The organism is Xenorhabdus miraniensis (genome assembly GCF_002632615.1).
On record NZ_NITZ01000021.1, the window covers coordinates 1 to 14,789 of the forward strand.

Sequence of the window (14,789 nt, forward strand, 5' to 3'; positions counted from 1 at the left end):
GTCATTGCTTACTGCCTTAAATTGAAAAAACCATCACTTAAAGTTTTCTACTCAGAAGAAGATCTTCCAGTGATGGCTTAAGCAGAATTCGGGTTAATTACCTAATTTCTGTCGCATTGCCTGAGCAACTGGCTCAGACAGGAATGATGAAATATCACCATCATGGCGTGCAACATCCTTGATCAAGGATGAGGAGATGAAGGATAGATCTTGAGAAGGCAGTAAAAAGACACTTTCCAGTTCTGGCATAAAATGTCGGTTCATATTGGCAAGTTGCCACTCATATTCAAAATCGGAAACAGAACGTACCCCGCGAATTAAGATGGTAGCTTGTTGTTTTTTGGCGAAATTGACCATTAATTCACAAAATCCAACCACATCGACATTCTCCAGATGGGCAGTGGCCTCTTTTGCCAAAGCAACGCGTTCTTCCAAACTGAACATCGGATTTTTTCTGTCACTATTGGCGACAGCCAGTAGAACATGATCGAACATATTGGCTGCACGAGTAACGATATCAAGGTGACCGTAAGTGATGGGGTCAAAGGTACCGGGATAAATAGCTTTTTTTTTCATCATTTTTTACTCTTTGTTTGAGTCAATTCCCAAAGTGCAGCATATTTATTGAATGTATATTGAGCATTCACTATAGCTAACACCAACCCTTGCTTACCATCAAGAAAGCCCGCCCTTAACAGCCAGGTTTTGAAAAATGCGCCTGACATATGGCTGAAGATAGAAAAATAATGGGTTCTTTTGCCTTGTTCGTAGCGATGTTTTGCCCAATCTTTCGCGTAATTCAATTGTTTTTGCTGGAATTCCATCAGATTGCGGCAGGTTAAATGACGCAAGTCACCTTTTAGTGTCACGATGGACGTACCTTGAATATCAAGGGATTCATGAACCTGATTGTCGTTGTATTGATAACGTTCACGACAATAGAGACGAATCACTTTATCAGGATACCAGCCACTGTGTTTCATGAACCGCCCCATAAAGAGATTCAGGCGTGCACAACTATAGACTTTCTTGTCATCAGGGTTGGCTAGGACTTGTTCAATTGATGCTTTTAGTTCTGGAGTCACGCGTTCGTCAGCATCAATCATAAAAATATAATCGCCGCTGGCATAGGATTGAGCGAGCTGCCGCTGGCGGCCAAAACCAGGCCATTGGGTATTCGTGTAGACTTTTGCGCCCATCTCACTGGCTATCTGGCAGGTTTCATCGGTGCTGCCGGAATCTAACACAATGATTTCATCTGCCCAATTTACGGAAAGCAGGCAATCTTCAATCAAGTCGGCTGCATTTTTAACAATCATGACAACGGACAGACGTTTTTGCGCACTCATCAATGGCTCCTTGGCGGGAGATAAGGTTCCAGTAATTTTAGCAAGCGCTGAAGTGCGCCTTGGTTTTCGTGCAGGACTTCTGCGGCATGGCGGCCGTAATAGAGTCGGTAATCTTCATCTGTCAGTAGGCTGTTGATGGCTGAACTTAATGATTGGCTATCCGTGACAGTAATCAACCCGTCAGCTTTATCCAGCTTGGCACAGATATCTTTAAAATTGAATGTATGCGGACCCATAATAACGGGAATGGCATGTGCTGCCGCTTCCAGAGGATTATGCCCACCGCGCTCTGTCAGGCTTCCCCCGACAAAAGCCAAATCAGCGATTCCGTACAAGAGCATTAATTCGCCCATGGTATCTCCAATGACCACCTGCACATTGGCACCCGGGATTGTGTCAGCACTCCGCAATATCGCGTTCAGCCCGGCTTTTTGTGTCAGCTCAGCAGCTTTACCGAAACGCTCAGGATGACGAGGTACTAAAATTAACAAGAGATCGGGGAATTGTTTGAGTAGCTTGCAATGTGCATCCAGAATGATGCTTTCTTCCCCGTCATGGGTGCTGGTTGCAATCCATACAGGGCGATGAGGAGCCCATTGGCGACGCAGTGTGATGGCTTTGGCAGCCAATTCCGGCGTCACAGAAATATCGAACTTAAGACTGCCGGTCACAGAGAGTTGGGAACGCCTTAATCCCAATTCGATAAAACGGTCACCATCTTCCTGGTTTTGCGCAGCAATCAGTGTGATCTTATTTAAAATGGTCTTAATGAAGCTGCTAATTTTTTGATACCCGGCAGCAGAACGGGCTGATAACCTTGCGTTGGCGATAACCAACGGTATTTCGCGTTGGTGCAACTGAGTGATCAGATTTGGCCACAATTCGGTTTCCATAATGATCACTAGCTTTGGATTAACGTTATCAAGAAAGCGGCTCATTGAACCGGGCAAATCGTAAGGAAGATATACATGATTAACATCTGTGCCCAGTGCAGACAGAACCCTTTCAGAACCCGTCGGTGTCATGGTTGTTATTGTTATGGGCAAAAAAGGGTAATGATGCCGCAAAATCCGCACTAACGGAATGGCAGCCAATGTCTCTCCGACAGAAACGGAATGCAGTAAGATCCCACCGGGGGTAACTTTTTTGGCACAGAAACCATAACGTTCTCCCCAGCGTTTTCGGTACGCAGGTGCTTTACGGCTGCGCAACAGCAAGCGTAACCAGATAATTGGTTGGATAAGGTAGAGAAGTACCTGATATAAGCGAAGCAACATTCTATCAAATTCACTGACATAGACTGCGGCTATAGTATCACATTGGCTTGAAGAAAGTGTGTAAAATGCGGCTATGTTGTTCAACTATTCCCATAGGGGAAAAGATAACAACTGCTCGTCAGGTGAATATACTTAATATCTAAAGATAGAAAGAGGGGCTGTTGTCTTTAGGATATAATTTGATAAGACCTCTGCTTCAATTGCGCACATTGGAAACATAATGGGTAAAAGATTCCCTCAATTTGAAAAGATTCTGATCATAAAATTAAGGCATCATGGTGATACATTGCTGGTCACTCCAGTTGTGAGTACGTTGAAAGAAAACTTTCCGAGCGCTGAAATTGATGTCTTACTGTACAAAGAAACAGAGCCGATGCTGATGAATTTTGCTCAAGTATCCCATATTTTTTCCGTAGACAGACAGTGGAAAAAGGAAGGTACAAAAGCCTATATTGCCCATCATTGGCTCTTATTGACTCAATTGAAAAAGCGAAAGTATGATCTTGTAATTAACCTTGCCGATCAGTGGCACAGCGCTCTGGTGTCTAAGATTTCTGGTGCTTCAACTCGTATTGCTTTTGATTTTCCCAAGCGGCAAAGCTTCTTATGGAAAGTTTGCTTTAGTCATTTGGTTTCTACTGAAGGTGAAGAATCTCTACATGTCGTTGAGCAAAATCTATCAGCACTAAAACCTCTTAATCTTTCCAATATCAATTTCGATGTAACAATGAGCTATAGTGAAGACGATTGGAAGAAAGTGTCAGATCTTCTGCACATTGGTGGAATTAATGACAAGTATATCGTTATTCATCCCGCATCACGTTGGTTTTTCAAATGCTGGAATGATGAGAAAGTAAGTGAAACGATTAATGCTTTACAAGCAGATGGACACGCAATTGTTGTGACATCAGGAACGGAAGCGCGGGAAAAAGAGATGGTTGAGAAAATATTATCTACTTGTAATCAGGGAAATATTGTCTCTTTAGCAGGTCAGATTACATTACCTCAACTAGGGGCGCTGATTGCTCATGCCAAATTATTCATAGGGGTTGATTCTGTACCCATGCATATGGCCGCTGCCTTGAAAACACCTTGCATAGCATTATTCGGGCCATCTAAATTAGTTTTTTGGCGTCCATGGGATGTTAATGGGGAAGTGATTTGGGCGGGAAATTACGGTAAATTACCAGATCCTGATGATATTGATACTAAAACAGATGTTCGTTATTTGGATCTGATCCCGACTGACGTCGTCATTGCTGCTGCCCGGAGATACTTACCATGAAACCTATGCGCCTAGCGATTGTCCGGCAAAAATATCGTCCTGATGGCGGCGCTGAACGTTTTATTTCCAGAGCACTCGAGGCTTTGGGAGATGACAATTTGGATTTGAATGTCATTACTCGCTCTTGGCAAGGGAGCCTCAATCCTAATTGGCACGTGCACTTGGCAAACCCTTTTAAATGGGGGCGAATTAGCCGAGAGAAGGGATTCGCTGATGCTGCTAGGGCCATTTGGCAAAAGGAAAAATTCGATATAGTTCAGAGCCATGAACGAATTTCAGGATGTGATGTGTATCGGGCGGGGGATGGAGTACACCAACGCTGGTTACAGCAACGGGCACGGATATTGCCATCATGGAAAAGTAAATTGCTTTTTGCCAGTCGCTATCATCATTATGTCATGGATGCCGAGAAAAGAATGTATTTCTCACCTGAATTAAAAAAGGTCATCTGTAATTCTCATATGGTAAAACGTGAGGTGATGGAGGATTTTGACCTACCCGATGAAAAAATTTCCGTTATCTATAATGCTATTGACCAGTCACAATTTTTTCCTGTTGGGGAGACAGAGCGTCTCACATTACGACAGAAATATGCTCTTCCTGCACAGGCAAAATGTTTTGTGTATGTTGGTTCAGGTTTTGAAAGAAAAGGGCTAAAGGCGGCAATAGAAGCCATCAGCAAGACGGATGCGTATCTAATTGTGATTGGACAAGATAAGGAAGAAAATAGATATAAGCAGTTAGCTAATTCCCTTGGTTGCCATGAGCGTGTTCGATTTTTGGGAGTACAAAAAAAGACATTACCTTTTTATCAAATGGTTGATGGGTTATTATTACCAACACTATATGATCCTTTCCCGAATGTTATTCTGGAAGCAATGGCCTGTGGTTTACCTGTCATAACAAGTAACACCTGTGGAGGAGCTGAATTCATTGTTTCAGGAGACAATGGGTTTGTGTGTGATGCCCTGAATATTTCAACTTTAGCGGAAGCTATCTCTTTCGTGCCAGTAGATCATTTAACCAGCAAGATGTCAATGTTAGCAAAAAAGAAGATAGTGAACTATACACCCGCTTATTTGTCCCAGCAGCTCACGGAATTGTATAGCAAGGTGCTTTCCTTATGAAAGGACATATTCTATTTATCATTGACGGGTTACCGGGTGGTGGCGCGGAGAATGTCACAATTCGTTTATGTGATGGTTTGCGACAAAAAAGTTTTGATATTACTTTGTTTTCTCTCTCTGAAAAATGTGAATATCCGATCCCTGACCATGTTGAATTAATCATTAATGCTGATGAATATAGAGGTCTTTTTAGAAGACAGACTGAAATTATTCGTAGAGCTAAATCTATGGATAAGATTCTTGAGAAAGTCTTTCTTCAAAAAGGTGCACCTGTGTTAGTGATATCTAACTTACACAAAACAGATCGTATTGTTTCGAAGTCCAAGATATTGGCAGATTTAAATGTATGGTTTTGTATTCATGGCGTATTTTCAAAATCGTACCTTGAAAATAAAACAGGATTGTCGCGTTGGATTAAGAAATGGAAAATTCAGCGTGTTTATCAAAATCGTAATTTGATCTGTGTTTCTGATGCTGTTGGCTTGGATTTAAAAGAACAATTGTCGTTGACTCCTAAAAAAATGGTTACGATTTATAACCCATTCAATATTGCTGAAATTAAAACTCGCTCTTTGGAAAAGAATCCTTATTCCGGTGAGAATTATTTTCTCCATATCGGTCGTTTTCACCATGTGAAACGTCATGATCGCTTGTTGGAAGCTTTTGCCAGCGCTGATCTTCCATGTAATTTGTTAATTGCAGGTCAGGGGGATGATGAGATGACTAATGCTATTAAACAAAAGATTGAGGAGCTTGGTTTACAGTCGAAAGTTTTTCTCATCGGTTTTTTGGTGAACCCACTGCCGGTCATACGAGGAGCCAAAGCGGTTGTATTAAGTTCAGATAGCGAAGGATTAGGTAATGTTTTGATTGAAGCCCTAATTTGTCATACACCTATTGTTAGTACTAATTGCCCTGGCGGGGTCAGTGAAATTATGATGGGTGAATTGGAACAATATAAATCTGAGTTGACTGCTGAATCATTAGCAGAAAAAATACAATTGGTTTATCAAAATCCGCCATGCATTACGGAAGATATGTATAAAAAATTTGACTCAGATAGTGTGCTTGGAAAGTATTTAGCTTTGATAGGAGCATAAACTTTCCATGGGCTCTGGACGTAATATTTACAACCATAGGATGGTATAGTGGCATTTTCATTACTGTAGACAATTTATTTACTAACACACTCATAAGTAACATTACTCTGTATTTTATTGAATTTTATTTTAGGCATGTATCTCATGACACAACCTGCATTTATTATCACAATTGATACTGAAGGTGATAACCTTTGGCAACGCAGTGATCAGATTTCCACTGAGAATACGCAATACTTACCGCGGTTTCAAAACCTATGTGAGCGCTTTGGCTTCAAACCAGTTTGGCTAACCAACTATGAAATGGCAATGGACGATAGCTACATCGAATTTGCCAAAGATGTGGTCGCCAGAAATACCGGGGAAATAGGGATGCATTTGCATGCCTGGAACAACCCCCCTATAGTTTCCCTGACTGATGATGATATGCGTTATAAACCTTATCTGATTGAATATCCGAAAGAGCAAATTAAAGCAAAGATCGATTTTATGACCAATCTTCTGGAAGAAAGACTTCAGACAAAGATGTTGAGTCATCGTGCAGGTCGTTGGGCATTTAATGAGTATTACGCGCAATTATTGGTTGAATATGGATATCAAGTAGATTGTTCCGTTACCCCTAAAGTTAATTGGCGCTTTACTAAGGGAAACCCTAATGGAAACGGTGGAACAGACTATAGTCATTTTCCTGCTCATGCCTATTTTATGGATTTACAAGATATTTCCAAAGAAGGTCATTCTTCGTTACTGCAAGTTCCGATGAGTATTCAATATAAACATTCTCCGGCCATGAACTTTATTAAGCAGAAATATGATCGATTGAGAGGGAAACAGCGTTCGCCATCGGTTAATTGGTTGCGTCCGAAAGGGGGGAATCTGGAGCAGATGAAAGCGGTTGTCCGGCAAACTTTGGCATCTGGCAGTGATTATGTTGAGTTTATGCTACACTCCTCCGAATTTATGCCGGGAGGAAGCCCAACATTTAAAGATGAAGAACAGATTGAACAGCTTTATCGGGATTTGGAAGGGTTGTTTGAGTTTTTGAAACCCTTGATGCAAGGGATGACGTTGAGTGAGTATTATCGGTTGAAATTTTTGAAGACTTAATTAATAGCTGATTATATCTTATAGGATATAAGCCATATTTATTCTTCGTATTTTAATTTTTTTATAACTAAAATTATTGCATTTATGGTGATTTTTAACATGTTAAATTACTTTGTAAAAAATATCCATCTTACTATTACACAAGAGAAAAATATACGCAAAAAAGTATTTTCATTTATATTGATATCTATATTTAGTTGCTTGGTGAATTTTTCTTTTGGATATGAATTTAGACCTTTTTATGCATTTTCATTGATTTTTTTATTTATTATTTTAAATCAATTTGGGATTTTATATAAGTTTAGCGTTGTATTTTTACTGATATTGTCTGCGATTTATTTTCCTATTGGGTTTATTTATGGGCCTCCATCTTTTAATTCAGTTCTTTCACTATATTATACAAATAACAATGAAAGTTTGGAATTTCTCAGTGCTATTCCTAAGCTTTATTTTATTCCTAGTCTTTTAGTTATAGCGATTGGTTTTTTATGTCTAAATTTATCATTAATAATAGAAAGCAAAAAGATGTTTTTATGTTTTTATGTTTTTGTGTTTTTAAGTGTGTTGTATAATCCTATTAAGGTTTATTTTAAAGAAAATAAATTTGACGTATTATCAATACGTTTTCCAGCTATAAGGTTTTTTTGTGAAATATATTTATCTAATATAGAAGTAAAAAAACAATATGAAGAGCAAAGTAGATTATTAAAATCAGCTGATGATTGGAATCCGTCAGTAAAGACTAATAAGTATGATACTTATATCGTTGTTATTGGTGAGAGTGTCAGAAAAGATATGATGAATAGTTATGGTTTTCATTTAAATAATACTCCTTTTATGAGTAAGGCTAATGGTATATTATTTAATAATTATATTTCTGCTGCGCCTTCAACTGTATTATCATTAACGAATTCTTTTTCTTTGAGAGAAAAGAATGATCTGAAAATTAATGATAATATAGTGTCGTTAGCAAATAAAAGCGGATACTTTACTTATTGGTTGTCAAACCAAGGGATGTTAGGTATATATGATACAGCTATAAGTTCTATAGGTCAGAAAGCAGATCATTATTTTTTCTCCAATAAAGGAGAATATAATTATGTGAAATTATCTGATGACATTTTATTTCCAAAGATCATTAATGCGCTGAATGATACAATAAATAAGAAAATAATCTTTGTTCATTTGATAGGCTCTCATGCAGATCATTGTGAAAGAACTAATGGAAAATATGATGATTTTTATTTAAATAAAGATATGTCATGTTATATTCAAAGTATTAAAAATACAGATCACCTTTTATCAAAAATTGTTGATGCTGCTAACGCAAGCAATAAAAAATGGTCAATGATGTATTTTTCAGATCATGGTGTTTCTTTTTATAATGAGAAATTAAGAGATAAAAAATTAACTCATGGTGATAAATACAAACAGAACTACCAAGTTCCTTTTTTCATTACGTCTTATGATAGTAAAAAAAGAGACTATATTAATGCATTTAGGAGTGGATTTGATTTTCTATCTATTTATTCTGAATGGATAGGTGTGAGTGAAACTAGAATTAATAATAATTGCAAATATATTTCTAATGATGATTGTGATAGAAAAGTTAAAGTTATTGATTTTAATAATGAAGCTAAATATTATAATTCATTACCAGATGAAAAATGAATAAGTTTTGTCTCTTTAACAGTAATTGTATTTTTTAGTGCCTGAGGAAAGATAAAGTGTTTATGTTTACTCAGGCTAATGATTAGTTTTAATTTATGAATAGATATTAGATGTCCAAAAATTGATAGACTTTAAGAGGAGTGAACTATTCAATGGAAAAACATGCTAATTTTTAGATTCTTATTATGTTATTTTTTAAATAAGCTAGGTGTTATCAATTGAATATGGGAGTATTTTGGATTATCTAATATATACTAACAACTTTTCACAATAGTATATCAATATCAAAAAAATCTGGTATATTTATCTTAGTCGACCTCCCTCATGTCATAAGAGGATGGTTTGTTATCATAAAATAAAAAGAGTGTCTTACTGCTATGAAAAATTCTTTAGTTTCTATTATAATACCAGCATTTAATGTTGAGAGACTTATAACTAAAACTATTAATAGTGTTTTAAATCAAACATATAATAATATACAGATAGTAATTATTAATGATGGTTCAAATGATAATACTTTAAAGATTATAGAAAAATTAGCAAATAAATATAAAAATATAGTTTTCTTCTCTCAAGAAAATAAGGGGATTTCATCTGCAAGAAATCTAGGGTTAAGAAAAGCTACGGGAGATTACATTTCTTTTTTGGATAGTGATGATGTTATAGAGCCTAATTTTGTTGAATGTATGTTATCTAAAAGTAGAGAGGATGATTGTAATATAGTATTTTGCTTAAATAAAACAATTGATAAATTTAATAATGTTATTCTTTCAAAGAATTATACTGATATTAATGAAGTGGCATTAAACTATATTAATTTCGATTATTTTGATATTTGTTGTCTGTTTATAAAGCGAAATTTTATATTGGATAATAATATTTATTTTAATGAAAATCTTATAGTTGGAGAAGATGTTTTGTTTATTTTAATGTGTATTTGCAAAACTAATTTATCATGTGTGCCAAAGCACTTATATAATTATATTTATAGAGATTCATCTATAATGAATAAAAAGTGGTTTGTTAAAGATTATATAAATGAGATCCAAGCTTGGGAAGTTATTTACCATAGTATGGATATGGATTACCATAAAAATAACAGAAAGATTCTTATGCAAAAGATAGGTTCTAAGACATTGTCTCTTAAAATATCTTATATGTGGAAGTTGCTTGCTTCAAATAAAAATGGTGAGCTTTTAGATTTTATTTCAAAACTTCATTATAGTAATGAAGATATTCTTCTTTTGAAAAGAAAATCCTTGCTCAAATTAAATATTTTAAAATCGAAAAATAAATTACTTTTATTTTTATCTCGGGTGTTTTTTACAAAAAGAAAAGATTTTATTGAATGATTTAATTTGTTTAATTACTCATGGTTGGTTAAGTTGTTTTATTTTTCATGTTAAAATAATAATTTCCTTTTGTCTGAAAATATTTTTATTCATCTACCATACATATTCAGAAATTTGTATGGTAGATAATATTAGATATAAAAAATGCGTTATATAATATTTTCCAAAGGGAGCTGGTTTTAATAAAGTGACTGAACAGGAGATTATTTTTTGGCAACCTTATTAAATAATCACCCTGGGAAATTACGGTGCGGTAAAATATCCAATGAATTATTTAAAGAAATACGTTCTTATTTACTTCGATAGTAATGGTGTTGTACTTATTATTCGAATTAAATCATTAATATTTATCATTAATAGATAAGATAATAACTTCAGGTATTAATCGATAATGCAGTTGTATCTCATTACATTCTTTTTATGTAAAATAGGGAATCCAGCTAATTTTTTTAGTTAATTACAAATAAGACCAGAATATCTTTATGGAAATACTCTCTATGGAAGCTGCAAAAGCACTTCTTTCAGGATGGAAATCCTGCGATTTTAAACAATATAAAGAGGCTTATGATCTGTTTGGAGGATGTGTATCAACACACCCCAACATCATATCTTTTCTGGATAAACATCTTGATGGAAAATTTTGCTTCTATATCAAAAAAACAAAAACTGGAATTCAAGGTGCCTGTTTTACTTTCAATAACAAAAAATTAACTGAAAATATGCAAACTAAATATCCAGTTTCATATGATGAAATGATTTTCCCTATCACAACAGACGTTAAGCTATTTTTGCCCATAAAATCAAAGAGATTGTCCCCAATACATAAAGATAATTTTCTGAACACCAGCTATAATCCTCGATTAAACAAACGAAAAATTTGTCTTATCAAAGACAGTTTCTCTTACAAAACTCGCCGTAATCGTAGCAACGAGATTAATAAATTTAAGCGAGCCGGAGGGGAAATTCGTCCTTCAAGTGAGTTTAGTGCCGAAGAGTTAGTGAATATCTATATCGATCTATACCAGAAACGTTGGAACTACAGTCATTCTGAAGAACAAAAACAACATCTGATTGAAATCTATACAGAACTTAGTGAGCATATATTTGGCAATGTATTACTGATCAACGGAAAACCCTGTGCTTATGATTTTGTTTTGAAGGCAGATAGCCCCAAATGGATCTCTTTTGATGCCATTAATGGTGGCTATGATTCAGAATATGCCCATCTCAGTGTGGGTAGCGTTTTGATGTGGGTAAATATCCAAGAAGCAAAAGCATTGTGCCAGCAGGGTGGCAAAACCATGCGTTACTCCTTGGGTAATCCTACGTTTGAGTATAAAAGCCGTTGGTGTGAAACATTACAACTAGGAAAAGTGCTTTTTTAACACTTGCTGTAAGAGCAACATAACCTCCGATGGTGTGATACCTTGCATCGTATTATCCGCCGATTTTAGAGAATGTTGCTCTTTACCATATCCACCGATCAAACCGGGATCTGTCGGGCCAAATAGGGTGATATTAGGTCTATCAAGCGCGGCTGTCAGATGACTTAGCCCCGTATCGACGGAAACCACCGTTCGTGCGTCAGCAAGGATCTGTGCGACTTCAGCGAGCGTCAGTTTTGGCAGAACATCAACATGAGAAAATCCTTCCGCCAACCGTAATGCCCGCTGATGCTCATGCTCTGCACCCCAGGGGAGTTTGATGCGCAGTCCTGTTGTTTGGAGTTCTGCAATAAGCTGCCGCCAATGATTTTCAGGCCAGTGTTTTTCATCGCGGGTAGTTGCATGTAGGAAAACGAGATAATGGCCTTGATTTTCTGTTTGTTGATTCAGAAAATGGCGGGCAATGGCATAGTCACCTTGTTCCGATGGTTTTTTATAGCCCAAGCTATCAGCAAACAAGGCCCGAATGCGCTCAACTGCATGTTGTTGCTTACTAACGGCATGACGATGATCATAGAAGAAGCTGGCGATAGGTTCGCGGATGCTTGTTTTGTCGTAGCCATGTTTTGGGCCATGAGCTAACCGAGTCACCAAAAAAGCACTTTTTAACAGACCTTGGGCATCAATAATGGCGTCATATTGGTGCTGTTGTAGTTGTTTTCGGAATAACGCTCGCTCTTCACGAATATCTTTTCTGAACCAATTTTTCCGCCAACGGCGAATCGCGACGGGAATAACATTTTCGACTGCACTGTGCCAGGTTGGAATTTGAGCAAATCCCTCTTCCACCACCCAATCAAATCGAATGTCCGGAAAATGTTTTTTAGCATCGGTTAATGCTGGCAGAGAATGTAACACATCGCCCATTGAAGAGGTTTTTACCAGTAAAACACGCATTAAAGCTGACTCTCCACCTGTAGCAGTTTCTCTAATGAAGCTAAAACCCTTTCGGGTTGAAGATCAATCAAGCTTTGATGATAACCGCCATCGCTGTCACCTTTTCTGATTTTATGATAGCCCGTAATCAGACGGATCACTTCAGCCTTATCTGAAAGGGGGGGGGTGAAATCTGGGCTGCTTGGGCCATATAATGCCACCAACGGACGATTTAAGGCTGCTGCAACGTGCATCAGACCTGAATCGTTCGTCACGATGGCATCACAAGCTGCGATGATATTGACTGCTTGCTCAAGTGATGTTTTTCCCGCCAGATTGAGGCAATCTTCGCGGGCCTCATCACTTAAAAGAGTACGAATATCTTCACCCGCTTCATGATCTTTGGCGGAACCAAACAGCAGAACCTGATAGCCTTTTTGGGTAATTAATTGCTCGGCAAGCGCGGCATAGTGATAATGCGGCCAGCGTTTAGCCGGGCCGAATTCAGCACCTGGACAAAAGCCAATAATAGGACGGTGATCGGCAATATTGAAAGCTGAGGTCGATTCTGCAATATCTTCGTCATTGACGGTTAACTGCGGCCACAAGAGAGGCTGTGGAATGTCATCGGCGCTATGTATATTTTTCCCTTCATACGCGAGAGCAACATAGCGCTGTACCATGAGTGGAAAAGCATTTTTATTCAGGACTCGGATATCATTCAGCAGCCCATAACGCATTTCACCACGCCAGCCTGTACGTAGCGGGATATTGGCGAAGAAAGGCACGAGTGCAGATTTGAATGAGTTGGGTAACACATAGGCGCGATTATATTTATTTTCACGCAATGTGATTCCGAGGCGGCGGCGCTCACCCAAGGCAAGTGCACCATGACCAAGCGGCATGGCGAGTGCTTGATTCACTTCTGGCATTTTTGCCAGTAATGGGCGGCACCATGCTGGTGCCATCACATCAATTTCTGCATTCGGGTACAAAGCCTTCAAAGTACGATAGAGGCTTTGTGACATCATCATGTCACCCACCCATGATGGGCCGATCACCAGTATCTTCATAGACGTCGATTAATTATCCTGATTGAGCCATTGCATATATTCAGCGACACCTTCGGCAACGGTTTTGAACGGTTTGTTATAGCCAGCAGCACGAAGTTTTGTCAGATCTGCTTGAGTAAAACTCTGGTAGCGACCTTTTAATTTTTCCGGGAAATCGATGTATTCCACAACTGGAGATTTTTCTGTATGGAATTCAGTAACGGCATCGGCAACAGACTGGAAAGATTCAGCACGGCCAGTTCCACAGTTAAAAATGCCGGATACATTGTTTTTCCAGAACCATAGATTGACTGCGGCAACATCGCCGACATAGATAAAATCGCGACGGAAATTCTCGCTACCGGCGAATAATTTTGGATTTTTCCCTTGGTGGATCTGATCATTTAAATGATAGGCGACACTGGCCATGCTACCTTTATGCCCTTCGCGTGGCCCATACACGTTGAAGTAACGGAATCCACAAATCTGGGAATCTGCATGAGGCAAAATATCGCGAACATATTGGTCAAAAAGGAATTTTGAATAACCATAAACATTAAGAGGTTTTTCGTATTGACGCTCTTCAATGAAATTATCACTGCGGCCACCGTAAGTTGCGGCAGAAGAGGCATACAGGAACGGGATTTGGCGCTCAAGGCAATAATGCAATACATCTTTGGAATATTGATAATTATTGTCCATCATATACTTACCATCCCATTCCGTTGTGGATGAGCATGCACCTTCATGGAAAATGGCATCAATATCACCTAAATCATCACCGGCAACGATGCTGGCAATGAAATCTTCCTTATCCATATAATCGGTGATATCCAAATCAACTAAATTGACGAACTTTGTGCCGTCTTTCAGGTTATCAACAACAAGAATATCCTTATAGCCTTCGTCATTCAGTGCTTTGACAATATTGCTGCCAATAAACCCTGCGCCACCAGTGACAATAATCATTTGGCTCACCTCTAAATAGTCAGTTGGTATATCTTTGGCGCGTATAATAGCACTTAACCCTACTGACGACAGTAGGTTAAGCAGGGGAATATCCTGAAATATTGTCTCAGAACAGGCTCCGAGCCGTGATCGGCTTTACAAAGTTAAATATTATCTTTCTTGGTGTGTCGTCACTGGCA

General features: G+C 38.0%; 13 protein-coding genes. 7 read left to right on the plus strand and 6 right to left on the minus strand.

All coding sequences use genetic code 11. The features are described 5' to 3' along the window. Positions 1 to 93: 93 nt before the first annotated feature. The 3 genes from coaD to waaA are packed head-to-tail and all read right to left on the minus strand — an operon-like array spanning position 94 to position 2,626. Positions 94 to 576: a pantetheine-phosphate adenylyltransferase gene (gene coaD / locus Xmir_RS16970; RefSeq protein WP_099115406.1), complete on the minus strand. Its 483-nt coding sequence runs from the start codon at positions 574 to 576 to the stop codon at positions 94 to 96. After that, positions 576 to 1,349, minus strand: a complete 774-nt coding sequence (locus tag Xmir_RS16975; protein WP_099115323.1) for a glycosyltransferase family 2 protein — start codon at positions 1,347 to 1,349, stop codon at positions 576 to 578. The genes coaD and Xmir_RS16975 overlap by 1 nt, the downstream gene beginning before the upstream one ends. Further along, a complete protein-coding gene (waaA, locus tag Xmir_RS16980) occupies positions 1,349 to 2,626 on the minus strand; it encodes a lipid IV(A) 3-deoxy-D-manno-octulosonic acid transferase (RefSeq protein ID WP_099115324.1) in 1,278 nt (425 codons plus the stop codon). The genes Xmir_RS16975 and waaA overlap by 1 nt, the downstream gene beginning before the upstream one ends. Before the next feature lie 220 nt (positions 2,627 to 2,846). On the opposite strand from waaA, the gene rfaQ reads away from it, so the two are divergent. The 7 genes from rfaQ (at position 2,847) to Xmir_RS17015 (ending at position 11,653) form a co-directional block, all read left to right on the plus strand. Continuing rightward, complete coding sequence (gene rfaQ, locus Xmir_RS16985; protein ID WP_099115325.1) at positions 2,847 to 3,911, plus strand: putative lipopolysaccharide heptosyltransferase III; 1,065 nt, start codon at positions 2,847 to 2,849, stop codon at positions 3,909 to 3,911. Beyond that, a complete protein-coding gene (locus Xmir_RS16990; protein ID WP_099115326.1) occupies positions 3,908 to 5,038 on the plus strand; it encodes a glycosyltransferase family 4 protein in 1,131 nt (376 codons plus the stop codon). Before rfaQ ends, Xmir_RS16990 begins: the two co-directional genes overlap by 4 nt. After that, positions 5,035 to 6,138: a glycosyltransferase gene (locus Xmir_RS16995; RefSeq protein ID WP_099115327.1), complete on the plus strand. Its 1,104-nt coding sequence runs from the start codon at positions 5,035 to 5,037 to the stop codon at positions 6,136 to 6,138. Before Xmir_RS16990 ends, Xmir_RS16995 begins: the two co-directional genes overlap by 4 nt. 144 nt (positions 6,139 to 6,282) lie before the next feature. Then, positions 6,283 to 7,245, plus strand: coding sequence for a polysaccharide deacetylase family protein (locus Xmir_RS17000; protein WP_099115328.1), 963 nt, complete (start codon positions 6,283 to 6,285; stop codon positions 7,243 to 7,245). Positions 7,246 to 7,344: 99 nt separating this feature from the next. Beyond that, positions 7,345 to 8,916, plus strand: coding sequence for a phosphoethanolamine transferase (locus Xmir_RS17005; RefSeq protein WP_167386003.1), 1,572 nt, complete (start codon positions 7,345 to 7,347; stop codon positions 8,914 to 8,916). Positions 8,917 to 9,293: 377 nt separating this feature from the next. Further along, positions 9,294 to 10,268: a glycosyltransferase family 2 protein gene (locus Xmir_RS17010; protein ID WP_099115330.1), complete on the plus strand. Its 975-nt coding sequence runs from the start codon at positions 9,294 to 9,296 to the stop codon at positions 10,266 to 10,268. A gap of 497 nt (positions 10,269 to 10,765) precedes the next feature. Continuing rightward, positions 10,766 to 11,653 (plus strand): GNAT family N-acetyltransferase, encoded by an 888-nt coding sequence (locus Xmir_RS17015; RefSeq protein ID WP_099115331.1) that lies wholly within the window; start codon positions 10,766 to 10,768, stop codon positions 11,651 to 11,653. Here the strand turns inward: Xmir_RS17015 and rfaC are convergent. Genes rfaC through rfaD form a run of 3 tightly spaced genes read right to left on the minus strand, consistent with a single transcriptional unit; the run spans position 11,633 to position 14,610 of the window. Further along, on the minus strand, positions 11,633 to 12,610 hold the full coding sequence (gene rfaC, locus Xmir_RS17020; RefSeq protein WP_099115332.1) for a lipopolysaccharide heptosyltransferase RfaC: 978 nt from the start codon (positions 12,608 to 12,610) through the stop codon (positions 11,633 to 11,635). The genes Xmir_RS17015 and rfaC overlap by 21 nt on opposite strands. Further along, a complete protein-coding gene (gene rfaF, locus Xmir_RS17025) occupies positions 12,610 to 13,662 on the minus strand; it encodes an ADP-heptose--LPS heptosyltransferase RfaF (protein ID WP_099115333.1) in 1,053 nt (350 codons plus the stop codon). The genes rfaC and rfaF overlap by 1 nt, the downstream gene beginning before the upstream one ends. A gap of 9 nt (positions 13,663 to 13,671) precedes the next feature. Then, positions 13,672 to 14,610 carry an ADP-glyceromanno-heptose 6-epimerase gene (gene rfaD / locus Xmir_RS17030; RefSeq protein WP_099115334.1) on the minus strand — a complete coding sequence of 313 codons (939 nt, stop codon included), beginning with the start codon at positions 14,608 to 14,610 and terminating at the stop codon, positions 13,672 to 13,674. Positions 14,611 to 14,789 lie beyond the last annotated feature (179 nt).